27 protein-coding genes and 2 pseudogenes are annotated in these 25,529 nt (G+C 59.3%); 12 read left to right on the top strand and 17 right to left on the bottom strand.

The annotated features are described in order from the left end of the window. Window positions 1-29 precede the first annotated feature (29 nt). Window positions 30-215 carry a hypothetical protein gene (locus tag QA639_RS09645; RefSeq protein ID WP_028337870.1) on the top strand — a complete coding sequence of 62 codons (186 nt, stop codon included), beginning with the start codon at window positions 30-32 and terminating at the stop codon, window positions 213-215. 8 nt (window positions 216-223) lie between these two features. Here QA639_RS09645 and QA639_RS09640 read toward each other — a convergent pair whose 3' ends face one another. Continuing rightward, window positions 224-766 (bottom strand): hypothetical protein, encoded by a 543-nt coding sequence (locus QA639_RS09640; protein WP_283089648.1) that lies wholly within the window; start codon window positions 764-766, stop codon window positions 224-226. Window positions 767-1,536: 770 nt separating this feature from the next. On the opposite strand from QA639_RS09640, the gene QA639_RS09635 reads away from it, so the two are divergent. The 4 genes from QA639_RS09635 (at window position 1,537) to QA639_RS09620 (ending at window position 5,016) form a co-directional block, all read left to right on the top strand. Further along, window positions 1,537-1,719, top strand: coding sequence for a hypothetical protein (locus tag QA639_RS09635; protein ID WP_283089647.1), 183 nt, complete (start codon window positions 1,537-1,539; stop codon window positions 1,717-1,719). Further along, complete coding sequence (locus QA639_RS09630; RefSeq protein ID WP_283089646.1) at window positions 1,719-1,904, top strand: hypothetical protein; 186 nt, start codon at window positions 1,719-1,721, stop codon at window positions 1,902-1,904. The genes QA639_RS09635 and QA639_RS09630 overlap by 1 nt, the downstream gene beginning before the upstream one ends. Before the next feature lie 806 nt (window positions 1,905-2,710). Continuing rightward, entirely contained in the window at window positions 2,711-3,646 is a 936-nt protein-coding gene (locus tag QA639_RS09625; protein WP_283089645.1) for a PAS domain S-box protein, read from the top strand. 1,019 nt (window positions 3,647-4,665) lie between these two features. After that, entirely contained in the window at window positions 4,666-5,016 is a 351-nt protein-coding gene (locus QA639_RS09620; RefSeq protein WP_283090725.1) for a hypothetical protein, read from the top strand. Here QA639_RS09620 and QA639_RS09615 read toward each other — a convergent pair. The 13 genes and pseudogenes from QA639_RS09615 to QA639_RS09550 all read right to left on the bottom strand — a co-directional run bounded on the left by QA639_RS09615 (window position 4,988) and on the right by QA639_RS09550 (window position 18,992). After that, window positions 4,988-5,213, bottom strand: a pseudogene (locus QA639_RS09615) (DUF3606 domain-containing protein). The gene QA639_RS09620 and the pseudogene QA639_RS09615 overlap by 29 nt on opposite strands. A 1,487-nt stretch (window positions 5,214-6,700) precedes the next feature. Then, the gene (locus tag QA639_RS09605; protein ID WP_028337184.1) at window positions 6,701-6,922 is read right to left on the bottom strand and encodes a hypothetical protein; all 222 of its coding nucleotides are present in this window, start codon (window positions 6,920-6,922) and stop codon (window positions 6,701-6,703) included. A gap of 187 nt (window positions 6,923-7,109) precedes the next feature. Then, window positions 7,110-7,301 (bottom strand): hypothetical protein, encoded by a 192-nt coding sequence (locus QA639_RS09600; RefSeq protein WP_028352357.1) that lies wholly within the window; start codon window positions 7,299-7,301, stop codon window positions 7,110-7,112. Window positions 7,302-7,321: 20 nt separating this feature from the next. Beyond that, complete coding sequence (locus tag QA639_RS09595; RefSeq protein WP_283089644.1) at window positions 7,322-7,498, bottom strand: hypothetical protein; 177 nt, start codon at window positions 7,496-7,498, stop codon at window positions 7,322-7,324. Further along, window positions 7,495-7,812, bottom strand: coding sequence for a hypothetical protein (locus QA639_RS09590; protein WP_283089643.1), 318 nt, complete (start codon window positions 7,810-7,812; stop codon window positions 7,495-7,497). The genes QA639_RS09595 and QA639_RS09590 overlap by 4 nt, the downstream gene beginning before the upstream one ends. A 213-nt stretch (window positions 7,813-8,025) precedes the next feature. Further along, entirely contained in the window at window positions 8,026-8,481 is a 456-nt protein-coding gene (locus QA639_RS09585; protein WP_283089642.1) for an Hsp20 family protein, read from the bottom strand. Between the two features lie 1,287 nt (window positions 8,482-9,768). Continuing rightward, window positions 9,769-11,394, bottom strand: coding sequence for a chaperonin GroEL (gene groL, locus QA639_RS09580; protein ID WP_028337190.1), 1,626 nt, complete (start codon window positions 11,392-11,394; stop codon window positions 9,769-9,771). 48 nt (window positions 11,395-11,442) lie between these two features. Then, window positions 11,443-11,756, bottom strand: a pseudogene (groES, locus tag QA639_RS09575) (co-chaperone GroES). Window positions 11,757-13,511: 1,755 nt separating this feature from the next. Then, window positions 13,512-13,868, bottom strand: a complete 357-nt coding sequence (locus tag QA639_RS09570) for a PRC-barrel domain-containing protein (protein WP_283089641.1) — start codon at window positions 13,866-13,868, stop codon at window positions 13,512-13,514. A gap of 212 nt (window positions 13,869-14,080) precedes the next feature. Further along, entirely contained in the window at window positions 14,081-14,575 is a 495-nt protein-coding gene (greA, locus tag QA639_RS09565) for a transcription elongation factor GreA (RefSeq protein WP_050382885.1), read from the bottom strand. A gap of 290 nt (window positions 14,576-14,865) precedes the next feature. Further along, the gene (groL, locus tag QA639_RS09560; RefSeq protein WP_283089640.1) at window positions 14,866-16,491 is read right to left on the bottom strand and encodes a chaperonin GroEL; all 1,626 of its coding nucleotides are present in this window, start codon (window positions 16,489-16,491) and stop codon (window positions 14,866-14,868) included. A 520-nt stretch (window positions 16,492-17,011) separates the two neighbouring features. Further along, window positions 17,012-17,905, bottom strand: a complete 894-nt coding sequence (gene rpoH, locus QA639_RS09555; protein WP_283089639.1) for an RNA polymerase sigma factor RpoH — start codon at window positions 17,903-17,905, stop codon at window positions 17,012-17,014. Between the two features lie 736 nt (window positions 17,906-18,641). After that, window positions 18,642-18,992, bottom strand: coding sequence for a response regulator (locus QA639_RS09550; RefSeq protein ID WP_283089638.1), 351 nt, complete (start codon window positions 18,990-18,992; stop codon window positions 18,642-18,644). A gap of 322 nt (window positions 18,993-19,314) precedes the next feature. Between QA639_RS09550 and QA639_RS09545 the strand changes: the two genes are divergently transcribed. The 4 genes from QA639_RS09545 (at window position 19,315) to QA639_RS41870 (ending at window position 22,180) form a co-directional block, all read left to right on the top strand. Further along, the gene (locus QA639_RS09545) at window positions 19,315-19,509 is read left to right on the top strand and encodes a hypothetical protein (protein ID WP_028337198.1); all 195 of its coding nucleotides are present in this window, start codon (window positions 19,315-19,317) and stop codon (window positions 19,507-19,509) included. A gap of 373 nt (window positions 19,510-19,882) precedes the next feature. Then, a complete protein-coding gene (locus QA639_RS09540) occupies window positions 19,883-20,491 on the top strand; it encodes an NADH dehydrogenase ubiquinone Fe-S protein 4 (protein WP_346283722.1) in 609 nt (202 codons plus the stop codon). A gap of 158 nt (window positions 20,492-20,649) precedes the next feature. Then, the gene (locus QA639_RS09535) at window positions 20,650-21,285 is read left to right on the top strand and encodes a MarC family protein (protein WP_283089637.1); all 636 of its coding nucleotides are present in this window, start codon (window positions 20,650-20,652) and stop codon (window positions 21,283-21,285) included. 247 nt (window positions 21,286-21,532) lie between these two features. After that, complete coding sequence (locus QA639_RS41870) at window positions 21,533-22,180, top strand: HWE histidine kinase domain-containing protein (protein ID WP_080667258.1); 648 nt, start codon at window positions 21,533-21,535, stop codon at window positions 22,178-22,180. A 224-nt stretch (window positions 22,181-22,404) separates the two neighbouring features. On the opposite strand, the gene QA639_RS09530 is transcribed toward QA639_RS41870, so the two are convergent. Beyond that, complete coding sequence (locus tag QA639_RS09530) at window positions 22,405-22,626, bottom strand: hypothetical protein (protein ID WP_082190450.1); 222 nt, start codon at window positions 22,624-22,626, stop codon at window positions 22,405-22,407. 355 nt (window positions 22,627-22,981) lie between these two features. On the opposite strand from QA639_RS09530, the gene QA639_RS09525 reads away from it, so the two are divergent. From QA639_RS09525 to QA639_RS09515, 3 genes are all read left to right on the top strand, one after another. Then, entirely contained in the window at window positions 22,982-23,443 is a 462-nt protein-coding gene (locus QA639_RS09525; protein WP_050382895.1) for an Hsp20 family protein, read from the top strand. Between the two features lie 101 nt (window positions 23,444-23,544). Further along, window positions 23,545-24,036, top strand: a complete 492-nt coding sequence (locus QA639_RS09520) for an Hsp20/alpha crystallin family protein (protein WP_028337202.1) — start codon at window positions 23,545-23,547, stop codon at window positions 24,034-24,036. An 84-nt stretch (window positions 24,037-24,120) separates the two neighbouring features. Then, a complete protein-coding gene (locus tag QA639_RS09515; protein WP_050382897.1) occupies window positions 24,121-24,450 on the top strand; it encodes a hypothetical protein in 330 nt (109 codons plus the stop codon). 111 nt (window positions 24,451-24,561) lie between these two features. Here QA639_RS09515 and QA639_RS09510 read toward each other — a convergent pair whose 3' ends face one another. Both QA639_RS09510 and QA639_RS09505 read right to left on the bottom strand, forming a co-directional pair. Continuing rightward, the gene (locus tag QA639_RS09510) at window positions 24,562-24,726 is read right to left on the bottom strand and encodes a hypothetical protein (RefSeq protein WP_160321696.1); all 165 of its coding nucleotides are present in this window, start codon (window positions 24,724-24,726) and stop codon (window positions 24,562-24,564) included. Between the two features lie 30 nt (window positions 24,727-24,756). Then, complete coding sequence (locus tag QA639_RS09505; RefSeq protein WP_410712179.1) at window positions 24,757-25,497, bottom strand: IS110 family RNA-guided transposase; 741 nt, start codon at window positions 25,495-25,497, stop codon at window positions 24,757-24,759. Between the last annotated feature and the right edge of the window lie 32 nt (window positions 25,498-25,529).

Below are 25,529 nucleotides of genomic sequence, written 5' to 3'. Positions count from 1 at the left end.
GCGGTCCACTCGCTGCAGGACGCTCGAAAATGACCGAGTACGTCATCAGGGAAGTTGGCCTTCGCCAGTGGCTCGTGTTTGCCGATCGGCGAAGCATCGCTTTTTGCGCCGACGAAGATGAGGCGGTGAAAGCCATGACCGAACATAGTGCGCGCCGCGGTCGACCGCCGGAAACAATGGAAATTGCGTTAAGGGGGAAACCCGCCGGGGCGTGAACCGGTCGCTAGGCTAAGTTGACGGCTGCAACGGCCATCGTCTGCCTTAGCTTGTAGTGCCAGCCCTCCGGGCCGATCGTGTCGGTGCCGGGCCATTCCTCGCCCGCGTCTTCGTACCGGTTCACGTACTCGAGAACCGCCGCGACGTTGGCCATGGTGGGAGTCGTTGGAGCCAGATTCCATGCCGCGTCTTTCTCCGCATGGCAGCATGCCGATTGATGGTCGTCGGCATCCCAATAGGCCTCGGAGCGATACTCAGTGGCATCGGTCGCCGTGGTGGATGCGCTGGGGTCTGCGGCGGCCTGTCGGTGCTTTGCGATACCTTCCAGCGCCGGAACAGCGGCGGAGCTGACGGCCCCGGTCTGATCGCGCCGCCTGCTTGAGGGCTGACGAGGCTGCCCGGTTGCCGGACAGCAATATAAGGTCGAATGCGACCGACCATCCACTGTGACGTTGTAAGAACAGCGGTAGTCTTTGCAGAAAACAATGACGCGCGTTGCCCCCGTTTCGCGCATCTCGACGAACGTGATCTTGGTGGGAAAGTCTCGCATGGGCTGAATTACTGCGCTTGCTGGTGCAGCCCGCAATAGCACGACAAATTGCGTATTAGCGGCCGCTCCAACGCAAGGCGTCGGTCAAGATCGCGCAGCCCGGGAAAAGACCTTCTCGTACCCGTTCAAGCGCGGCCAGCTTGTGGCATTGCGAACGAACTCCGCATTAAACCCGGCCGCAAGAAAGTCCCCGTGCATCGTCGGAACCCTGTCACCAGAACAATTGTTGTCTTGATGCACCGGCGGAGGCCGCCGAAGTGGCAGACGAACTTGAATATTCGGGTCACCAGCTAGTGGTCGTCGAGCAACCCGGCGGCGGATTCTTGGTTGAGATCGCGCCTCTCGACCGCAGGGGCCAAACCATTAGAACCATGACCTATCAAAGTTCGCGAGAAGCGATTGCCGCAGCAAAGAGGACCATTGACGAGCACCTCGGAGACAGACGCGCCTCGTAGCTCCCCAGCCGAGGATTCTCGGATCGGTCCCCACCGCTCTATCCGAACAGCTCATCATGCGCCGAACCGTGATCAGCGGCGACAGATCGAGAACGACTTCGTGGTGATCCAATCTCCAGTGACGTCTTCAACAGTAGTCCCTATGAACAAACAATACCTGTGCCCGGTGTGCGGTCAGGTTGCGGTGACCGTTTCTGCTCAGAGCGCCGCGTTTTTGTCTCGGGCGATATCTGACCTCACCTGCTCCAACGGACGCAGACTTATAATCACACCAGGTGGCAAGGTCGTGGTTGCCCGAAGCTCGAGAACAGACCAATGGTAGACCTCACTGCAGAAACGGCGCGCCTGATGAAGGTGACCGAGGCGATTGTTGCCGAGCTGGATCGACAAGGGGTCGCCAAGACTGTCGCCAACCTCGGCTGCGCCCCCCTTGAGGTGGCCCGCTTCGTCATCCGCGCAGCATACGTAGACGTGGTGCCCGTTTCGAAAGCAGCCTGATGTACCTGACAGATACCCAAGCTGAGACCGCACGACTGATGAAGGTCGCAGAGGCGATCGTCCACGAAATGAACCGTCAGGGTGTGACGTGCACGCTCGAAGACCAAGCTTTTGCCGTCATGGAGCTGTCCCGGGCGATGATCCGCGCAGCGGACGGCGACGTGGTGCCGTTTCCAAGGCCGTAGCCTGAGATGGAATTGTTTCTCCGCCCCACCGTCATAGTCGGCGAGACGAGCCGATACGGGTTTTCTTCTGGCAGTCGGGGGCGGTTGGTTGACCAGAAGCGTCAATCAGATGCTTCCGTCCTATGGTGAGTTCCTGCGTTCCGCGCACAAAGTAGCAGTCGGGGAGCGTGCTAACAATGGCTCGTCGGGTTCGCGCCCGATCTACAACTGGCCTCAGCACCGGCCCTAGGCCACCCCCAAAGTGCTGAGCCGTTTCTTCAGGACACCTGATGCCGGCGCACTTCTCCGATCGCCATGAGGATAGGGAGGTGATCGGCGGCGAGCTGTCGCTGAATGGATGAGGCTAACAGCCCATCCCTCCGGGATAGCGTCCAGCACTCGGTCAACGGCTTCTTCGCGCGAGGTCGCAGCGAGCCAGATTTGGACCTCGCCGTCATCGGTCGTCACGCGGACTAGATGAACCTCGGTCGCCTTTTGCATGAGCAATAAAAGCGGCATCGAGGGATTCGGTTTCAAAAATCTTCACATAAGATAAGGCCGGAACTGGAGCGGGACATGGCTCCTGACACGCCAAGTAAATGCGCCGGGCAGGCCCCGGTTGGACGCTTACGGAGTAGAAGGGATCGACAATTACCGCTGAAACCGTGCCAATGGAGACCTTCTTGCCTTTGCGTTCGGTGCTATGATTGGGGCACCAACGGCAGTGCAGCATCTGGTTTTGGGGGCTTATCTTGGCGCCAAAAAGAGAGTCGGGACTTCAACGCGAACCTCTCGTCAGCGAGCCGGCCCTGGAACGTGCCGAGCGCTTGGCCAATCTGCTGGCCGCCATAGTTGAATCCAGTGACGATGTGATCGTTAGCAAAAATCTCGATGGCATTATTACAAGCTGGAATAAGGCGGCAGAGCGCATCTTCGGCTACGCGGCCGCCGAGGCGATCGGCCGGCCTATTACACTTGTGATCCCGGAGGACCGACAAAGCGAAGAACGTCAGATTTTAACTCGCATTCGACGAGGTGAGCGCATCGACCATTTTGAGACTGTTCGGCGACGTAAGGATGGTAGCTCAATCATCGTTTCGCTGACCGTTTCTCCCGTCAAAGATGCCCACGGCAACATCGTTGGCGCATCAAAGATTGCTCGAGATATTACCGAGCAGAAACGAACTCAGGAGCAGATTAGCATTCTGGCTCGCGAGGCGGAGCACCGAAGCAAGAACATCCTCGCGAACGTACAGGCAATTATCAATCTTTCTCGGTCTGACAGCTCCGAGAGCCTCAAGGAAGTGATCAGCGGGCGCATCCAAGCGTTGGCAAATGTTCACTCGCTGTTTGTTGAAACGCGGTGGGTCGGAGCAGAAGTCTCGGCGATCGCCAAGCAGGAGCTCGCCCCTTATCTCCAAGAAGGCCACGACAAGCGGATCGTGATGGAGGGGCTGCAAACCGTAATAGAACCCACCGCTGCGCAGGCGATTGCTGTGGTTTTACATGAATTGGCAACCAACGCTGCCAAGTATGGAGCGCTATCTAACGCGAAAGGCCGGATTAGATTGGCGTGGTCACGCACCGAGGATGGACAGCTAATGCTTCGCTGGACCGAATTGGGCGGTCCGAGGGTAACTGCGCCCGAACGCAAGGGCTTTGGTAGTCGCCTCATCGAAGGAACGATCGCCCCACTTGGCGGCAAGGTGCTCTTTGACTGGCGCGCGGAAGGACTAGTTTGCGAAATCGCCGTTCCGACGTAATCCCAATAGCTTGGCTCCGCTGCTCTTAGCCACCAACTCTCCTCATGGCCCATCGCGACATATTGCGCTGCCCCACGAACTTGGTCGCAATGGTCGCTATAGAAGTAAAGCGGACGTACTCACCAGTCACATGACGCCGCCGGGTTTATAGGTACACGGCCTAGCTAAACGCGTATGCGGTCATGCTGGCGATGAGAACCAAGACACCCAGCACCGTAACAGACGCAAATGTCCGCTCCACTCCGTTCATGTCTTCCATGGCTATTCTCCCTGTCAGGAGGGCGACCGTTGCAATGTTTCAGGAGCGGCGTCGTTAACCTTCGTGAATCGCGCTTCGTAATTTACGAAGTTCACTGGTACGTTCGACGGAGTGTCCAACCAAAATGATGGCCCAACACTCTGGGGGCCGACGGGCCAGTGCTGGGGCCGACGCTGCCAGATAGGCGCAACTATCCTGCCAGGCCCAATTCGATTCGCAAGCCCGGACTTTGATACCTCCAGCGAGGGTACCCGCTGAATCAAAAAGGGGCCGATCACGCGACGGCCCCTTGCCGGACAAATGAAAATTGCTTCGGAATGAAAACTAGCCCCGGCACTTGAAATCCTAGAATCAAACGGCACGGATGCTGATTCCGTAAAATCACGGAGCGGCGAAGTGTCCCAGACGGAGGCCAGCGCCAGTTGGAGGCTTTTTAGGAAACGGCCCCAGCGAGGGGTTACCCCGCTGGGGCCGGGTCGACGTCATCACCTAAGGGATCGGCTATTAGAGGAGGAGCCCAACGCCGACGACGAGTGCCAGAACGATATTACATGTGGTGAGATGACACACGGTTACAGGATGCCACGGAAAAGCTCTCCCTGCATTTGCATAGGCAACTCAGATAGCGTGCCCTAATTCGCGAATGCCGCAGCAACCGATAAGAAGCTGTAGCCGTCAAGAAAAGATAAGATCCCCAACCAACACTACGCCGATGACGCCCAAAACTACGATGATGAGAATCCACATCTCGGCGTTCGTCATGGCTGCGCTCAGAAAAGAAAATGGCCCCAGCGAGGGAGCACCAGCTGAGGCCAAGGAAACCACTAAAACCAAGCGGTGCCTAAACGTCGCCGATTGCAACTTTGTTCCCGAAAAGGAAATGGCCCAGCGATCGCAGAAGCCGGGGCCAGTGCGCAGCTGGGCGACTCAGTGCTCCAAGATATCCGGCGTGAAATCCCAGTGGAGAAAGCAGCGCTTCATCCGGTTCACGGCGATGATCGCGAATGTACCCCGGGTCTTCGGGGGCAAGCGCCGGGGCACGTTCATCGCTCCTATGCCGCTCTGCCGCGAGCGACGCATTGCTAACGACGCTTCGAAGGTACCGTCCTAGCGACTTTTTCATCGCCATCCCGAGCCAGGCGCTCAACTCGCTTGCGGCTATTGCCGACCTTCTTGACGGCCTTCTTCGACGCCGCCGACTTCCGGGTTTTCCTCGCCTCGTAGCTCACCTCGTAATCCTGACCGCCGGTGACGCGCACGATCCTGCTTGCGGCCGCACGCGGCCTGCTTCTTCGCTTTCTTCGCCATTCAGGCCTTCCAAATCGCGCCGCCAGATCCCATCCGGAAAATCGGGGAGATCTCATCGCATGAAAAGCCAAGTAATACTGGCGATGAGTACTGCAAACGACACCGCCGCAGCGCAGACGAAGGCGACTTCCACGCCATCGAAATGGTGGTGATCCATTTGCATGGTGTGGCCTCCTTAGATCGGCGCACGCGGGCTTGCGGACAGAAGCCACTCCGCCAAATGGGCAGTGGTTTCGTCGTGCCTCGCTCGTCTTAGCAGCGACTCGCGCTCTCGACCTGGGGGGAGTGCCTTAGCCCGTCTGCGTAGCTCTCTGGCTTCCTTGGTAAGGCGTTCTTCAAGGGGGTATATCTGCTTTACTCTGCGCCGCCGCTTCATAGCTCCTCTCTCCAAAGCTGACGTTGATGTACCAAAAATGCAGAAAACCGAATGAGCGGAAAAGTTCCAAGAGAGGACGGGGCTTAACTCGCAAAACTGTCCCTCAGCACCTAGCATGCTTAAATTCGTGACTGCTGACGTTGGAAACTGGTTCCGGCCTGGCCCTAGTGGTTTCATGAGATCAAGTATGACGGCTATCGCCTGCGTCTCGTGCACGACCGAGATCGCGTCCAGGTGATCGCCAAGGGTGGCCATGATCGGACCAAGCGATTTCCATGGATCGTGAGTCCGCCCTGAAGACGGGATTACCCAGGTGATGATCATCGAAACTGGCTTGCACCTAAATCCGAAGCATCCCTAGTGCAATCGATCCGCCGTAGAAACTCTCATCTCGGCCGCGCAAGACCATGTTAGCGCCCACATAGAAGGTCTTAGCTCTATTCGGCTTGTTTCGACCCACGCGGGGAGATCTGACTCTCTGGTCACCGCTTTGTGGGCGGTCTGCCGGCCATGAGCGTGTTCAGCCCTCAGGTCGCACGACAGCGCATTTGCAGGCGCGTCAGCGATCACCTTCTGCACTACCCTTCCCGAGCTTAGTAATGTCCGTGCCTCCTTTTGCCGAGTGATGGCGCGTCACCTTCCTTCGTCGCCTCGCTGCGCGGGCAAGATACAAGCGAGCCGCTTCGGTTCGAAATGGTATCGACCTCTTGCCCGTTTGCTGGAGCGAGATCTCCCGCTGCTGCAGTGCGTCGCCAGATCTCCCGCTGCTGCAGTGCGTCGAGGTCACGCAGATACTCCCGCTCGAGATTCTCTAGAGCTGTTCGCACGCTGCCTAGCGGAAGTTCTAAGGCGATAGCAGCGCATCGTTTGATGCGGCCACACAAGACTTCTCGTCGGATTGTCAAAATGCGTCGCTTGGCCATTAAAGTCTTGCATCCGAACAGAGTCAGCTGCGGACCAAGCTACGCAGTCGAACGATTTTCATCAACCATCAGCGTTACTGGGCGACAGTCGGCTTGGCTTAACGGAGCACATATCGGACAAGCCTGCATCGCCGAAGCGTGAGTAAGTATCATGCGGGACACTTCCCTTTGGTTCGGCTTCGCATCCACTACCGGATTTCCAGTACCTTGATCGCCCGGGCGGATATTTCCGAAGGGTCCGCAATGTCCGTTTGTGCGACCTTGATGACCGTCTTCGCGATCATTTCCGTCAGTGGGTCGTCGCCGTCTTTGACACAGAGTGCATGCAAAGTTCGTTCGTAAGCTGTCACGATACGGCTAATCTCTGTTGGCTTCATTTCGCGGATTTGCGTCTGCAGGTAGATCGACATCTTTTACTCCTGAGCCTGCGCAGGTCGATGATCAATATTCTCCGCCGCAGACCAACGATGCGCGCAGTTACTACTCCATTACAGTTGCTCGGCACCTTTGTATCTTTCCATACGACGGTTAGTAGCGAAGCAAGTGTATCTTTCAACCTCCGCAATCCGCTCATCGCGGAGGGTCAACTTTTGCATTTCAAATCTCAGCCATACCCGCGGCCGTCAGGACAGGGAGCGTATCCTGAATTTCGACAAACCCCATCTGATTGAGCTTCTGAACGTCGGCCGGATCCAGCGGACTGACGACAAAGCGTTTGGCGCGAATATCCCGCAAGACCCAGCGAAGTCGGATAGCCTCGTCCAAGGGTAAACTCTTCAGCTCACTCATACTGCCGAACAATCCTTCCATCACGCCGCGCGGGCGCGCAGCTCAGGCTGGCGAAGCTTGTCCAGCAGTTGCTGCTCGTGGATGCGTTGGCGAAAGCCCTCGCGCTCCAGTTCCGAGGTCGCGGTATCAAGGAGATACTGGTAATGACCGATGATCTTCTCGCTACCGCGAATGAGTATCGCCTGAAGGTCGATCATGGGTGGTTTTCTCCCGATGTCTCGGCGGCCCGGATCGACATCGGGCGTGCGCCGAGAGGCGGGACGCTAGATGCCACACATTGCATGACATCAAGCTCCTCGGCGAGGCGCCTCTCGATGAACTGACGCTCCAAGTCGAAGAGCTGCGTACCCATAAGCCAGCGATAACGGCGGATGTTGTTTCGGTGCTCTCGCAGTTGTTCAAGGCGCTGGTCGATCAATCTGGAATGTTGCGTCTCCTTCGAGCAATACCTTGACGACCGCCGGGCTTCAATCCTGTCCACGACTTGCTTTGGTAGCTTGATATCGGTCATGGCAGGCTCCTAGGCTGCAAGGCGACGCATTGTCGAGCGCATGCGAGGTGCTTACCTCCCAGCGGATGCTCGAACTTTCGTTGGTTTTGGAATGATGGCTTCAGATCATTCAGACAGGTAAGCGCGGTCGTCGGCCGCATGGCTGCCTCCGTCCTGTAGACGATATCGATGTGAAGGCTGCGTACCGATTTCCGGCACGCAGCTCGGGCCGGGTCAGGCCGCAGATTCGAGCTGTCGCGGCGGTCTCGTCTGCGCTGCATTGATCGCAATCCGCCGCGGCTTCATGGTCTCGGGGATTTCGCGCGCAAGCTCAATCTTGAGGAGCCCGTTGTCGAATGTGGCGCCTTTGACCTGGACGTAATCGGCCAGGCTGAACTGCCGCTTGAACCTCCGGGTAGAGATGCCACGGTAGAGGTATTCGCGCTCGGTCTTTTCGACCTTGTTTCCTTCGACGGTAAGTACGTTCTGCTCGGCCGTCACCGAAATCTCGTCGGACGAGAAGCCTGCGACCGCGAGTGCAATCTGATAGCGGTCTTCCGCCAGCCGTTCAATGTTGTAGGGGGGAAAGTTGTCCTCCTCACCCGACCGATTGGTCATCTCGGCGAGATCGAAAAGACGGTCGAAGCCGATGGTTGACCGGAAGAGAGGAGAGAAGTCGTATGTGCGCATAGCCAAATCCTCCAGGGAGCAAGATGGATATGAACGGCACCGGGGACACGACCGGTGCCCGTCTGGTCTGGGTCCGGATTGGCACCCAAACACCGCCCCGTTAAGTTGGGGTAGCGCGGCAAAAATTAGGCAGCAGATTGATCGCGTCAAGAGCCACTCAAAAAAAATTGGTGATCCTCGCCGGCCACTCATGATGATTCCGTTGGCGGCGCTCCAGAAACCTTGCCGCGCCGATCTACCGCGATGCAATAGGCCGCATGGATGCCGCCCCTTCCTGATCCGATCGATGCCCTGCTGAGAGCTGAAAACTTCCCTTCTCGATACTTCAGAGGTGCTCGCTTGCGCTCGGAGCTGGCGCGATCATGGCGACCGAGAAGAAGCATACCGGCCCGTCACAGCCAGCTACGGCTCGCTGCAAAGATCGGCATGACCAAGCGAAGGTTTTGGAGGCGATCATGCGCCTAGACGCGATCGCGCGAAACCATAAACAGCGACCAACATTCCTTTGCCAGCCTGCCAAAACACGAGGCGACAACATCGTCTAAGAGGACGATTTATCCTTGGCCGACCGCGAGGTTGCCAGCCGGCTTCGCAGTTCGTTAGCCTTCGTCTCGCAGTCCAAGGCGAGCGTCAACAACCGACCCTTGGCCGCGCTATCGCAATCTCAGAGGCTTGTCGCCAAAGCTCTTTGGCCTTTCAAAAGGCGCGCGACTTCTGTCGGCATCACCACAGGTTAATAGCACAGGGTCTTTGCCCAAAGTCCCTGCGCTACTTTCCACTTCAACGGCGGTCAGCTAAGGGTCGGACATCGTTGGGTCCGATCCTGCCCAGGTTGCAGGATGCTCCACGGCGTCACGTTGGGCGACATCAGTATGTCGATCCTCAGCCTTGGAGCTTTCGTTTCCCACTGCATTCAGCGGATTGACTCGAGGTACGCAATCGGCGGCGATGGCCGAACGTCAGCGGGTATTGCGGTCGTTCTGGGCGGACTATTCAGCCCCCAAGCAGCCAAAGATGGCATCGCCAGCGCCGATGCCAGCGACGCCGTCAGAAGACGGCGCCATAAGCGCTGTGTGGAGTTCTTGCGCTTCTCCGCACGAGCGGAGCCAATGGTGTGATCCATGATCATCTCATCCTCCTGTCGTTAATATTAACCCATGCGATGGTTACGAAGCTTGAGACCGCGTGCGAGCAGCGGCGTCTGTATGCCTTCCTATCTATCTTCGGTTTCCTTGACCGGCAAAAATCGCGCCCAGCCGCCACGCAAGCGGCCGGGCGCGGCTCCTGTCAGAAGTCCATTGGTGGCGCGGCCGTTGAAGCAAGCTCAGCTTTCTTGGGCTTGTCGGCCACCAGCGCTTCGGTAGTGATCAACAGCGAGGCCACCGAAGCCGCATCCTGCAGGGCGGTTCGCACGACCTTGGCCGGATCGATCACACCGGCTTTCACGAGGTCCTGATATTCGCCGGTCGCCGCATTGAAGCCCCAGCTATAGCTGCTGCTTTCGAGGAGCTTGCCGACGACCAGCGAGCCGTCCTCACCCGCATTCTGGATGATCTGCCTGGCCGGGACCTGGATCGCGCGACGAACGATGTCGACGCCCGCCTTCTGGTCCGAATTTGTCGTTTTGATACCATCGAGCGCCTTCAGCGCACGCAGCAACGCCACGCCGCCACCGGGAAGGATGCCTTCCTCAACAGCAGCACGTGTCGCGTGAAGGGCATCGTCGACACGGTCCTTGCGCTCCTTGACCTCGACTTCGGTTGCGCCGCCGACGCGGATGACCGCCACACCGCCCGCCAACTTCGCCAGCCGCTCCTGCAGCTTCTCGCGATCGTAGTCGGAAGTGGTCTCCTCGATCTGGGCCTTGATCTGCGCGACTCGCGCCTCGATGTCCTTCTTGGCGCCGGCACCGTTGACGATGGTCGTGTTCTCCTTGTCGATCACAACCTTCTTCGCGCGGCCGAGCATGTTGAGCTTTACGTTCTCGAGCTTGATGCCAAGGTCCTCGGAGATTGCGGTGCCGCCGGTGAGGATCGCGATATCCTCAAGCATCGCTTTGCGACGATCGCCGAAGCCCGGCGCCTTCACGGCCGCGACCTTAAGTCCGCCACGCAGACGGTTGACGACAAGCGTCGCAAGGGCTTCGCCTTCAACGTCCTCGGCCACGATGAGGAGCGGCTTGCCGGATTGGACCACCCCTTCGAGCAGCGGCAGCATCGACTGCAGGCCGGACAATTTCTTCTCGTGGATCAGGATGTAGGGATCTTCGAGCTCGACACGCATTTTCTCGGTGTTCGTAACAAAATAGGGCGAGACATAACCGCGGTCGAACTGCATGCCCTCGACCACCTCGAGCTCGGTGTTGAGGTGTTTGGCCTCCTCGACCGTAATCACGCCTTCATTGCCCACCTTCTGCATCGCATCGGCCAGGAAACGACCGATCTCGCTGTCACCATTGGCGGAGATAGTGCCGACCTGAGCGATCTCGTCATTAGACGTGACTTTCTTCGCGTGGGTCTTGAGGTCGTTGACGATGGCGTCGACCGCGAGATCGATGCCTCGCTTGAGATCCATCGGGTTCATCCCGGCCGCGACCGATTTCGCGCCTTCCTTGACGATGGCTTGCGCCAGAACAGTCGCCGTGGTCGTGCCATCACCGGCGAGGTCGTTGGTCTTCGACGCAACCTCGCGCACCATCTGGGCGCCCATGTTCTCGAACTTGTCTTCGAGCTCGATCTCCTTGGCGACAGTAACGCCATCCTTGGTAATGCGCGGCGCGCCAAATGACTTCTCGATCACCACGTTGCGCCCCTTCGGGCCGAGGGTGACTTTCACCGCATTCGCCAGCGTGTCCACGCCCCGCAGCATGCGCTCGCGGGCCTCGGTTGAAAATTTGACTTCCTTGGCAGCCATGATCCTGATCTCCTTTCTATTCGATGACTGTCAGCTTCTTTTGCGACCTTACGCCGCCTTCTTCAGCTTGCCGTGGTGTTCGACGACGCCGAGAAGATCACTCTCCTTCATGATCAGCAGATCCTGGCCATCGATCTTGACCTCGGTGCCTGACCACTTGCCGAACAGGACTCGATCTCCGACCTTCACGTCGAGCGGGCCAACTGGCCTTGTTCGTTTCGCCCGCCGGGACCCGCGGCGATGACCGCGCCTTCTTGCGGCTTCTTCTTTGCTGTGTCGGGAATGATGATGCCGCCGGCGGTCTTTTCCTCGGCGTCGATGCGGCGCACGAGCACGCGGTCGTGCAATGGACGGAAATGCATGCACATCCTCCTTAATGGGTGTAGCGATGTCATAGACCGGGGCCGGAACCGGCCCCCGGCGGGAAAGGAATTAGGTTCGTGGCAGGGGGCTTCAAGAGGGCGGTCAAAAAATTTTGGCAGTCCATTTGGTCGACTGCTAAACTACTATCGATGGCGACCTTCGACGCTTCGCGACGCCTCACCGCTGCCGCAGGTTCGTGCAAACTGTAAACGACCGTCATTCCAAGTAGTCCGGAGGGTCGGCTTGCCCGGCTTGAGAAGCTCAGGAAGCTTTCCGCACAAGTGCAAGGCGTGCCTGAGGACCGATGCGTGAAGTTGGGCGCCGACCCGGGCGAGCTTCATGGATTCGTCCAGAGGATCCTGCCATCAATCCGGCAATTCCGGCTGTGGACCGAGAGCAGGACAGAAACGGTTCGTCAACGTACTTCGTCCCCTCCGTGGATCTTCATGTGGTTTGAGCCTTGGACGAGGAGCATCTTCCTTGTCCTGACCGGCGGCACCCTTCAGGAGGTCGTGCTCCTCGATTTGCTGCCGGCGACGATCGGCAACAGTTGGGTCAAAAGCACCTCAACCTTGTTGGGGCGTCGTAGAGATGATCTGCCTCAGGCCGCGCGCCGCCGCCCGGCCAGACGCTCTACTGCGAGCCGGTCTTGAAAAATGGGCCAGCTCTCCTAAGTCGATCGCCGCCGAATCCCATGTGGAATTGGCGAGCTCCGAGGATTTGTTCCTCGCACAATGTTAGTTGCAGGAGGATGGGACAATGAAGACCCCTTATTTGCCGTCTTGGCCCCACTGGAACGAGATCATCCCAGGCATGGTGAGGCAGCTGAGCTGGCTCTCCAGTTCGTTCAAAGACTGGCTTACCAGGCTTCAGGCTTGGAAGAGCAAACGCTAACCGGGAGGGCAAGCTATGCGTCGTTGGCTCGTTGCGTCCGCCCTCTTGGCCGCAGCGTCTAGCATCACTCAGGTTGCGGGCAAGGAACGGGCGCTCCCGAAGCAGCAAGTTCAGCCCACCGCAACGCTTCGCGCCAGGCCGTCTGACGGAACGATCGCTCGCCGGAGGATCGATGCGAAGCGCCTCAACGGGACATCGGATTTCCGCGCGAAGGACCTGATCCGCGATATTTGCAGGGGGTGCTCGTCCTAAATTGCGAGCATGGGCAGCGCAGTTTCATCGCGCGGATTTGGTCGCGCGATGATCGTTCGAGATATTTGCAGGCGCGCCGTTGGAAGCGAACGATGTCCGTTCAATCTGCCGCTTAAACGCTCGTTCAAAAACGTGAAAAGTGGCCATCCGCTTGAACCTCCGGCGCGCGTCGGCGTTTGTAGCCTTTTTAGTCAGGAGGATCTTATGAAGGGGAAGGCTGCTCTGATCGCCATTGCGGCTTTGGCTTTCACGCCGAGCGCAATGGCAATGCCGAATGGCCTGCCGCAGGCGCATCAGATTGCCAAGAGCAAGCCCAACGCTGAGCAGGTCCGCTGGATCTGTAATCCGTGGGGCCGTGCTGGTGGCGTCCGACGTTCTACGGCGCCTACGCCTATTATCCGCCGCCCCCGGTTTACTATCGGCCCCCGGGCTTTTACGTCGGCCGGCCATGGTGGCACCGCCGCTGGCACCATTGGTAGTGACCGTCAACGGCACCGGAAGGTCTTTCCGGCCGTTGACGAAACAACGGCAGGATCGCCAACTCGAGTGCAATCCGGCACCACGCGCCGAGCTAGTTTGACATGGCTGGCGCAGGCCGAGGGGATGAGCTACGCTTTGTGGAAGCGGTGCAATGCCGCTTCCTGCGTGCGGTCACCCCAGTCAAAATCCTCGTCGGCTCGGAACGACGGTGCGCGCCTCAACTCGTCGTCCTCGATGTCGAGCTCGCAAGAATCGAGCTTTGGATTGTAGCGCAACCGGCCCCAAGGCAAGGGAATCAGGTTGGTGCGGGAGCCGAAAAACCCGCCAACACTGAGCACGGCATACAACAATTTCCCCGATGCCTTGTCGATCATCAACCACTCGATGTGACCAAGCACGGCACCATTGGGCCATCGCACTGCCATGCCCACGACGTGATCGCTTGCGATGAGTTGATGTGGTCCAGTCGTGGCCTTGACCATCATCTCGCCCTCCATCACTTGAGATGAAGCTTTGGCATGAGTTGGCTTCTGTTATCCTCGCCCATTGTCTTCTTGAGTTCAGTGGCGAACCCATAGTTTCGTGGCCGGCACCGCATCAGCCGAGGCCCCTTCGACAACAGCAGGCAGCACGACGGATTTTCGGCATCGATGCCGACAAATGCAGTCTGCAACTACGTAGTCGGTCATGCGCCGCTCTACTCGCTTCGACCGCCCTCAAGCCACTCGACCTTTTGGATCATATACGTCTTACCGCCGCCCGGTGTCTCAACGAAAACGGTTTCACCTTTGCTCTTACCGATTAGAGCCCTGGCGATCGGTGAAGTCACGGAAATCCTGCCAGCGCTTGCGTTTGCCTCGGGCTCGCCGACGATCTGCCAGATCCGCTTTTTGCCACTGTCCTCATCGATCAGCGTCACGGTGGCACCGAACTTGATCGCATGGCCGGACAGCTTCGATACATCGATAATGTCAGCGCGCGCGAGCTTGTCCTCCAATTCGGCGATTCGCGCTTCATTCAGTTCCTGTTCTGCGTGGGCCGCCTGATATTCAGAGTTCTCGATCAGGTTAGCATCGTCGGCAATCGCCTGCCGAATTCTCTGAACAAGGTCCGGGCGAGCCACTCGGATGCGGTGTCTGAGTTCGGCATCAAGGACAGCGTGACCCGCAGCAGTTATTGGAAATTTTGTCATCGCCTTGTTACTTGTGTCGACTAGTTCGCAGAACGCTTAAAGGAGGGATCCGCCAGCGCTCTTCCAAATGCGCTAACCATCGCCGCAGCCTCATGATCCCCGCGATCATCAAGGACGCGATAGAGCAATTCTGCGCTCTCTCGGAATGCTGCCAAAAGGGCTGGCTCACGTTCGCACAAGACGCCTGCAATGCAGAGAGCGAGTGCCTCCGTCCCCATTTTGACCTGCGCTAAGGGATCTGCCACGGATCTTCTCCCGACTTTGAGTTAGATGCCTGCACTGACTGACGCCTAGTAGTCCATCGGGGGCGCGGTGGGCGCGTGTGCCTCGGCTTTCTTGGATTTGTCCGCCACCAGTGCTTCCGTCGTGATCAACAACGCGGAGATCGAAGCGGCGTCCTGCAACGCCGTGCGAACGACCTTCGTCGGATCGATCACGCCGGCTTTCACCAGGTCCTCGTACTCGCCGGTGGCGGCGTTGAAGCCCCAAGTGTATTGATCATTCTCGAGCAACTTGCCGACGATCAATGAGCCGTCTTCGCCGGCATTCTGCACGATCTGCCGCGCCGGCATCTGGATCGCGCGGCGAATGATGTCAACGCCGGCCTTCTCATCCGGGTTTGCGACCTTGATACCCTTAAGCGCTTCCTGTGCCCTTAGCAGCGCCACGCACCCGCCGGGAAGGATACCTTCCTCGACTGCGGCGCGCGTGGCGTGAAGCGCGTCATCGACCCGGTCTTTGCGCTCCTTGACCTCGACTTCCGTGGCGCCGCCCACGCGGATAACAGCGACTCCTCCTGCCAGTCTGGCGAGCCGCTCCTGAAGCTTTTCGCGGTCGTAGTCGGAGGTGGTTTCCTCGATCAACGTTTTGATCTGGCCAACGCGCGCCTCGATATCTTTTTTCGCGCCGGCGCCGTTGACGATGGTCGTGTTGTCTTTGTCTACAACCACCTTCTTGCCGCGACCAAGCATACTGACTGTGACGTTCTCAAGCTTGATGCCGAGATCTCCGGCGATCATCTTGCCGCCGGTAAGGATGGCGATGTCCTCGAGCATGGCCTTGCGGCGCCCGCCAAAACCCGGAGCTTTCACAGCGGCGACCTTCAGGCCGGCGCGAAGCCTGTTGACCACGAGAGTGGCCAGCGCCTCACCCTCGATATCCTCGGCGATCACGAGCAGGGGCTTGCCCGATTGCACCACGGACTCCAGCAGCGGCAGCATCGCCTGCAGTCCGGACAGTTTTTTCTCATGGATCAGGATGTAGGCGTCGTCGAGCTCCACCCGCATTTTTTCCGCGTTTGTGACGAAATAGGGCGAAACGTAGCCGCGGTCGAACTGCATTCCCTCGACGATTTCGAGCTCTGTGTTGAGGCTCTTGGCTTCCTCGACGGTGATCACGCCGTCATTGCCTACCTTCATCATGGCGTCGGCTAGAAACTTGCCTATTTCCGCATCTCCGTTCGCGGAAACCGTAGCGACCTGCGCGATTTCCTCGTTGGCGGTCACCTTCTTGGCATGCCCCTTGAGGTCGTCCACGACCGCATCGACCGCAAGATCGATGCCGCGCTTGAGGTCCATCGGATTCATGCCGGCCGCGACCGATCTGACTCCCTCTCTTGCGATGGCTTCCGCGAGCACGGTTGCAGTGGTCGTGCCGTCGCCCGCGACGTCGGACGTTTTGGACGCGACCTCGCGCACCATCTGCGCGCCCAGGTTCTCGAACTTGTCCTCGAGCTCGATTTCCTTCGCGACGGTGACCCCGTCCTTCGTAATGCGAGGAGCACCGAACGACTTTTCGATGACTACATTGCGCCCCTTCGGACCGAGCGTGACCTTGACTGCATTTGCCAGGATATCGATGCCCCGCAGCATTCGGTCGCGAGCTTCCGCAGCGAATTTCACCTCCTTGGCAGCCATGGCGAGATCCTCCTTTTTCTCCTCCGCTTCCAAAGATCCGTTTACAGCCCTCCGTCTCCTCCTTAGCGGCAATGCCACGCGTCGGCACGCGCTCCCACTGACGGAATGCACCTCCTCCTTCGTAGGTCTGCGATGTCTCACAGAACTGAGTCGGAACGGTCCCAGCGACAAACCACCTAGGGGAGGAAAGGTCGGTTTCAAGCCTCAGCACGCGAATATTTGGCGCGCGGGATGCGCCGCGAACGCGCAACACGGCTTCCGTCCGATTGGACAGCGCCGACCGGACGATTGTTGGACCCGAACGTACGTGTCACGTCGATAGAAAAGTCAGAAGCCATCATGGCGAAGTGCGGTAGGTGCCCCGCAATTGAATACAACGCACAACGCCGGCGATCATACCGAAGCCCCGATGTTCGGCATGGCACCAAGCACTTATTCCGTGAGCACGACCTCCTATTCGGGACGTTGAAGGGACCCCGATGCGCGGCTATTGAGATTCGCCATTTCCAACACGACCTTCTCACTGACAGCAGGTCGGCGCCGGAGCGTTTGTCAATCGCACCCGCACGGCGTACGTCACCCGCTGGAGTGCGCGCTGTTCAATTTGGCGGATCCGCTCGCGGGACAGTCGATACTGCCGTGCCAGTTCGTCCAGGGTCTTCGGCTCGTCCGTGAGCACCCTTGCTTGCAAAATTGCGCGTTCGCGCGCGGACAGCGTCTGAAGTGCCTCCGAGAGCGCGCCCAGCCGCCGGCGGTTATTATCCTCGTCCATCAGCAGGCGTTCCGGGCTCGGCGAGGGATCGATCAGGCGGTCCTGCCACTCAGCCAGCGTGTCCTCTTGGCCGATTGGAACGTTGAGTGAGAGATCGCCACGCAGCCGCCGATCCATCTCGATCACTTCCCGCGAAGCCACCTTCAACTGTTCGGACACATAGTTTACCTGGTCGGGCGCCATGTCGGCCTCCTCAAAAGCGGATATCCTGTTCTTGAGCCGACGAAGGTTGAAGAACAGCTTTTTTTGAGCTGCAGTGGTTCCCATCTTTACGAGCGACCAAGATCTGACGACGTAGTCTTGGACCGACGCCTTGATCCACCACAAGGCAAGGGTTGCAAGCCGAAAGCCTCGATCGGGTTCGAACCGCTTGACGGCCTGCATCAGACCCAGATTGGCTTCCGAAACGAGGTCCGCGATCGGCAGCCCGTAACGGCGGTACTTCATCGCGACCTTCGCAGCCAGCCGGAGGTGGCTGGTGACGAGACGGTATGCTGCGTCGCGGTCGCCCAGTTCGCGCCAACGCTTCGCGCAGGTAAACTCCTCCTCCGCGGAGAGAAGCGGGAACTTCCGAATTTCCACGAGGTAGCGAGAGAGCCCTTCCTCCGACGTGAGAGACGGCAGTGTTGCGACGTTCGACATGACGATCGCTCCTTCTCCAATTCGCGTGGCTATCGAGACGTGGGTGCGATTTCTGCGGCCATCCTGCCCGCAACAGACCTAAGTTTACTTCGCAATTTCGAAAGACGCCTAATGCCGCCTCTCGCGAAGCGATGGCCGGATTTCCAATAGAGCGAACCCAGCAGATGGTCGATCCGCTGGCCGCAGCGCCGGGAAGTGCTGATGGAGCCCATAGCCAAATCCCCCAAGAGCCGGTTGACAGTATCCCCGTACTGCTGCGCCCTAGGGACGAGCGACGGCAGGTAAGGCGATGCCAAAACTTCGATGAAATGAAATTGTTCCGGAGCTTCCAGTTAAAAGTCGGATCGAAGCCAAAGCATATCTGAGCGCTCCGCAAAACAGCTTCGGAGGAAAAGCCACGAAGTGGATTGCCAGCGCCTACGCTTTCGCGCCTGCCCTATCTGCGCTGGCTTCGGGCTCAAACGACGAAGCCGCTGCCACACGGGGCGCAGAATTCGGGGTCGGGCATCGCCGGTAAACCCAGGATGGGCCGGGCAGGCAAAGCCGGGCGATATGGTCGGTTCGTCGAGCGGCAGCCGCGCATGCAGGTCGCTCCCGGTCCAGGGCGAATAGACATGTGGTCGAGGGTACGGCCGGCGGAACGAAACGCCCGTGGCGGCCCAACCTAAGCCAGACAATATCCCACATGAGCGAGTTGGCTGCCGTTCGCCGGGTTTCCGGCCGTCTGGAGTGAGATCTAGTTCGATGCGGTAACGTCCCTCACGGCCTGCGCGAGTTGGTCGGGATGATAGGGCTTCTCCAAAATCAGGCTGCCGGAGACCGGGCGCGGCGTCACCGGAGAGGATCCCGTCGCGTATATCACCGGCAGATCCGGGTCGTTCTCGCGGCACCGCTCGGCGATCTGCCAGCCGTCAACCTTGCCAGGGAGCCGGATGTCGGTAATCAACACGTCCGCAATCTTACGGCTACACCAGACCAAGGCCTCTTCGCCGTCGGCGGCCTGGATGACGTTATGGCCTTCAGCGCGCAATACATCGACCACCAATTCTCGGATCAGGGGATCATCCTCGACGACCAGTATTCGCACCTATCGGTCCTCAACGCTTTCATATTCTCCGCAACGAGCAGAAACCGCCTCAGCGCTGCGCCGTTCCCAACAATACTCTGCTCTCCGCTCAAGAAGCACTTGAAACCGACCGGGACGTTTCTAATTTCTGCAGAACAAATCACATCGTCGGAGACTTTCGTAGACCGATCTGGCCGGATCGGTGGAACGAAGCCGGCACGCTGTCGGCGACATAGCCGCACAAGCCAAACGGTTGTGACTCGGGCATTTGCGGAGTTGGCGTCCGCGGCACGCCTCGCCGCTCTCCCGAACCGGAGTGTCTCCTTGATGATCTAGGTAGGTCATGGACAAGAAAAAGACTTCCAGCTTCGTCGGCGCCGCTGATATCGTCGCGCATGCGGAAACGGCAGCACGACATCTGAAGCGATTAAGCATTGCTTGCTCAGAAGGCGACAAAGGAGAGGCCCGCCAAGCGTTGCGTCAGGCCATCAGCGAACTCGAGGTGGCGCGAGCTCTATTGAGAAGCGGCATCGAGTGACGCCTCGGACGGTGCGAGGTGGAAGCTACCAAGCATTCCCGGATGACGCCGCCGGACCTACTCGGCGGCGGCCGTCATCCAGGGATGCCAATGCTGTCGATCCTGGTGACGAGACGCTGAAACAGAAGCCGCTGCGGAACTTGGTCAAATTCCACTTCACCGGCCGTGTCATTGATGCCAAGCGCTCGTTGCGCCGCGCTCAAACGAGTGTGACGGTCAATCAATTGATGGATCAGGCCTCGCAAGCGTTACCGAAACTTGAAACGTCGGAGGTCGATTCTAGATCGGCTCTGGCTTGAGTACGTTACTGCTCGACTTCAGTCCGAACTCGCGGACCTGACGCAAATAAAGATGTCTGTCGCATTCGAATACGATGTCGCGAACGCCCGCGTGCTGCGCTGCTGCCATGAATGAAAACGCACAAACCGACATATGGCTCAAAAATGACTTTGAGGAGAAAAACAAAATGCCGGGCTATGCATCATCTACACTTCTCGCTGGCGCTCAAGCGATCATATACAAGGCGGCGCCTTCGGTCATGACTTCGGCGCCCAAGCAAAAAAGGGAATGGAGGCTAAGGTTCGAGCGCCGCACGCCGCTTAGGATCGAGCCGCTGATGGGTTGGACGGAGGACGACGATCCGCTCGCTCAACTGGAACTCTCGTTTCCCTCGGCAGAAGCGGCAGTCGCCTACGCCCACCGACAAGAGCTGCAATACACACTCCTAGACTGTCCAGCCGACGGCGCAGAGGGCGGCCTATTTTCGCGTTGCAAGGTTGATTGCGCAGTGATTTCTAATCCACGTCGGAAACCTCTTAGATATGGGAGCGCTGGCCGACCTTACAGCATGCGCCGGATCATGCCCCGATCTTTGAGGAACTCAAGCCGCAGCAGGCTTTCCGGACCGACGTCTCTAGATCTTTTGAATTGCCGAGGGTCCGCTCCGAATCGTATGTGTGATGAGCGAGCTACACTTCGCTGAGAGGTTTCTCAAAGCACTTTGACCATGGATACGAAACGAGGGTCGAACGGGCGTCCCGCATCTTGCGACGCACTCCGAGGCGTCGGATCGGAGAGTTGTTGTCGAGCGCAGCTTGCGACGAGAAGTGCGGAGCAGAGCTTCTCGGGGTAGGCACAGCTATGCTCTGGAACCAATTCATTGGGATCACGATACTGCTTTACGCGTTGACCAATCCCGTCGGAGCCATTCCAATCTTTCTGACGATCACGCGACAGGCGGGAAGTGCCAGTATCCATCGCATCATCGTTTTAGCATGCACTGCGGTCGCGATCTTTTTTGTTGGAGCAGCCGTCCTTGGCAAGCAAATACTCAATTTTTTCAATGTTGGTCTCGACGACTTTCGTATCGCGGGCGGGTTACTCGCGCTGGTGATCGCGCTCGAGATGTTTCAGGCGCAGTATGGGAAGTTCATGCAGCCACCCAGCGGAGTCGACCGCAGTGAGGTGGATATCCACGGTCGGGCGATAACGCCCTTCGCATTTCCCTTGCTCGTCGGTCCGGCCGAAGTCAGCATCATCATCACACTCTCCAACGACAACCCTGGCTGGTCCTCCACCGCGTTACTTGGTGCAGCGTCGATCATCGCGACATTCCTGATCGGGTCGACACTTTGGACGGCCGCTGCTATCGAGCGATTTCTCGGCAAGACCGGAATTAACGTTATGACGCGCATCATGGCGCTGATTGTAGCGGCAATAGGCGTGAACTTTGTTATGACCGGCCTTCGGAGCGAATTGCCCGGATTAGCGGGCTGAGATGCTGCCAAGCCAGCTGCAACATTGGCTTCATGTCGGTCGCGGACGATCGGGCGGTAGGGAGGCCGGACGGATCCTGCCTTCTTTGGAACCCGGTAGGCGCTCTGGGGGCTATTGCTTGGGGGAAGCACTGACCCGCGCATTTATCCGTCTGCAATGCTCCCAGCTCCCCGGCGGCGCTGGGCTTCTAGACTAGTGCAGCGCTCGTAAACCCGAGTTGGCCTTGCGGAGAACTGGAAGGGACGCGATGCCGGCTGGTCGGCGCGGTCAACATGCTGGTCGACATTACCTCGCGCAAGCAAGCGGAGGAGAGGATGATGCTCCTCACCCACAAAGTCGACCACCGCGCCAACAATCTCCCTGCGGTGATCCAGGCGAGTTGCGTCTGGCCAAAGCGGAGACCGCCGATGAATTCCGGGCGGCCTTTCACGGTCGCCTCGCCGCGCTGACGAACGTGCGACGGCTGTTCTCGGCCTCGCGCTGGACCGGCGCCAGTCCGAAGAAGGTCGTCGAAGACGAGCTGCATCCATACGCTGGCGGAAAACTGGATGCAGCACCCGCGCGCTGCAGCCTTGACGATCCCTCGGGTCTCGGTCGGTCGGCCGTCCTTTCCAGCTCTGTTTTCCCCGACGACAGGCCATCCCGACCGTCGGGCTTCGATGTAGATCTCCCCGCCTCTCCGAGCTCCCTAGAGCTCGGATGCACCCATGCCTCCAGATGGGCGAAGGGTCCGACGCACAAGGCGCCGGGCCATCGCCTTGGACGCAGCGGCGGCCGCATGGGCCGAACGGAGCCTCTCGATATCTTCCGAGCACTTTCTCGGCTGGCGCAATCCTTCGATCGTGATCCGGCTCTGCGGCCTGCGAGCGCTCGCCTCGAAGATCTCCGATGCTGACGCAGGCGGCAACGCGGGAATACGCGAGGCACTGGCGCACAGCAGGAGAAAGAGCGCACTCTGTGCCTTGTACCGCGCGGCCGGGCGACTGCATTCCGACCCGCATAGGATGGTCTCTCCTCCGGCCGCACAGACGGACCATTTCCACCTGCCGCGGCCGCGCCTCTTCAGCACGATGTCGAATGCCGCGAAGCGGTCGTCTCCGGTTCGAGAGGGGAAGTTGGTCATAATGACGCCTCCGCGCTCGGGGGTGCGCCGAGATGTTTGGGCATGGTAAACGAGACAGGGAACGCTTCGGACCAGTGCCCCGAGGCGGCCCACTCCTCTGACAATCGACCTTCGATATACTGACGCTCGAGGTCCGAAAGCCTGGTCTTCAGCAGGCGTGCATACCTGCGGGTGTTACCGCGGCGGGCGCGGATACGGGCAATATCTTCATTGAACATTGTCGCCGCTCCAGACGGTCGTTGTTGTCCTTTTCGGTTTCGAGAAACGGAATGAATTCCCGGTGGAGAAAAATTATTCAGGTCGCTCCCGCTGTCAAGCGGCGGCCGCCTGCCTTGTAAGCAACCCTTAACGTCGCTGCGTTGCGCGAGCTCCATGATGCGGCGCGGCATCCAGGGCGTCGAAAAATTTTCGCGGTCCCTCTTGAATCGGCTTGTCGTTTTTCTAAGTCGTTTTTTGCCGCGGGAGCGGTGTATCGGACGCCGTCATGGGTCCGGTGCGGGCGCCGGGCGTCCGGTTTTCGGACCTGTCGTCTAGCGTTCCTTCGTAACCATCTTGCTCTTTGGAGGACTTGGTATGAGGACCACCTTCGACTTCGCGCCCCTGTGGCGCTCCACCATCGGCTTCGATCACCTGGCCGGCCTCGTTGACGGCGCGCTGCGCCACACGAGCGAGGACAACTACCCGCCCTACAACATCGAGCGTTCCGGCGAAGATCACTACCGGATCTCGCTGGCGGTCGCAGGCTTTGGCGCCGACGACATCACCGTCACAGCCGAGCAGAACGCGTTGACCATCGAGGGCAGGAAGCCCGAGAAGGCCGCCGGCGAATACCTGTACCAGGGCATTGCGGCACGTCCGTTCCGGCGCGTGTTCAACCTGGCCGACTACGTCCAGGTGAAGCAGGCCTCGTTCCGGGATGGCCTCCTGATCATCGATCTGGTCCGCGAAGTGCCCGAGGCCATGAAGCCGCGCAGAATCAATATCGCGGCCGGCAACTCCTCCTCGCCGCAGATCGAGCAGAAGCAGGCGGCCTGACCGCGATCGAGGTGATGACGGTGGAACGCGGCGCGCCGATGCGCGTCCGCGCTCCCTCGCCGCATGCATGAAGGAGAGAAGACATCTGAAGGAGAAGAACCATGGCAATTCGTGATCTCGTTCCCTGGTCGAAAAGCCAGGAGCTTGTGCCCTCGCGCGGCACCTATGATCCGTTCATGACGCTGCACCGCGAGATGAACCGGCTGTTCGACGACGCCTTCCGCGGCTTCGGCGCACCAAGCCTGTCCCCACTGATGGAAGGGCGGTTCGGCTGGCCGAAGCTCGAGGTCAGCGACACCGACAAGGCGGTGACGATCTCGGCCGAGCTTCCCGGCATGACGGAGAAGGACGTGCAGATCGAAATCGCAAACGGCGTCCTGGCCATCCGTGGCGAGAAGAAGGACGAGCGTAAGGACGAAGGCAAGCACTTCACCGAGCGCACCTACGGCGCCTTCGAGCGGCAGATTGCGCTGGAAGGCGTCGAGGAGGACAAGGCGGAGGCCTCGTTCAAGAACGGCGTCCTGACGATCTCGCTGCCGAAGTCCGAAAACCCGCGGGCCGGCGTCAAGCGCATCGCCATCAAGGCCCAATAGGTACGATTACGGCCGGCGGCGTCGGCCGCCGGCTCATCGATCTGCAACACCGTCCCACGAAAGGAGCGTAAAGGGAGGCAACAGATGACCAATGCCAACACGAACTCCGGCAAGCTCGACTTCCTGTTTCATCCGGCCGCGCACTATGCGTCTCCGGACGCGGTCCTGAATGACGACAAGCTGTCCGCGCCTGAAAAGCGGGTCATCCTGTCGTCGTGGGCATCCGACATGTTCGCGGTCGAATCCTGCCCATCGCTGCGCGAGATCCCGGGCATGGATTACCCGATCCGGCTCGCCGACATCCTCGCGGCGCTGCGCCGCCTCGATGGCGAGGGCGACGATCCGCCGCGCCCCGGCGGTGTCCCGATGCGCCTGCGGCGGCCATGGGCCGCCGCATTGCGGAGATCGGCATGATGTTCACGCAAACCGTTCTGACCATGGTGCTGCTTGGCAATACGGCGGCGGCGTGGGTCGCGCCCTTTGTCGCCCTCTTAGGTGGAGCAAAGCCTCCGGCCGTCCGCTTAGCTAAGGGGTAGCAGTGGCCGGGGCCGTCAGGTCCTCGAGCCGGGCAAGCTCCTCGTTGATTTCCCTGAGCTCCCGTTCGACTTGGGCGAGGATGTTCGGTGCGGCGTCCTCGCGCCGGTCGAGCAGGACGCGCTTCCGCTCAAGTAGTTCGGCGACATCACGCATGACACACTCCAACACGCGTCACCCCCCGGTCTATCGTAAAAATGCACCTCGCGCCGCGATGTTCCTCATCGTTCCCAGGCCAGCCGCAATGCCGCCGCCATCTCGAGCTCGCCGCGCGACTTCCTTGTCAAGATCCGCAATCCTGTCGTTGAGGTCAGTGAGCACATCAAGCATTAAACGGAACATGGCGCGGGCCGCGTCGGGAAGCGAATTTATCACCTCTTCTTCCTCGATCAGATCGGCGAGCCTTGCCATATGGGACGGCCCCTTCGGAGCGATCCAACCATATTCCGTGAGGTGTCCTCGTACGGCGTTGATGAGCTGAGTTCGCTGCCGCACCAACAGGTCGCGGGTTCGAAATACTAGACCTGCCGCCTGTTGTTCTTCACTCTTCACGGCAACGAACCGCATGTTCGGCCGCTGAGCGGCTTCGCAAATTGCCTCGGCATCGATCGCGTCGTTCTTTTGTCGCTTCACGAACGGCTTTACATAGGCCGGTGGGATCAACCGAACCTGATGGCCAAGCTGAGTAAGCTGGCGAGCCCAATGGTGCGCTCCGCCACATGCTTCCAGCGCGACAGTGCAGCTAGGCTGAGCCGCGAAGAAATCGAGCACCTTTCCCCGGCTGAGCCGCTTGCTGAACAACGCGAGACCGCGTCCGTCCACGCCGTGAGCGTGAAAAACATGCTTGGCAATATCCAGACCGATCGTGGTAACCTTTGACACGGACGCCTCCCTTAAGTGGTGCTCAACACCTCCACTTTGGCACATTGATGCCGTCGGCGGGGCGTCCACCCCATCAT

The organism is Bradyrhizobium pachyrhizi (assembly GCF_029714545.1).
Classification (GTDB): domain Bacteria; phylum Pseudomonadota; class Alphaproteobacteria; order Rhizobiales; family Xanthobacteraceae; genus Bradyrhizobium; species Bradyrhizobium pachyrhizi.
The sequence above is the reverse complement of the archived record's forward strand: the minus strand, read 5'-3'. Positions and strand labels throughout refer to the sequence as shown.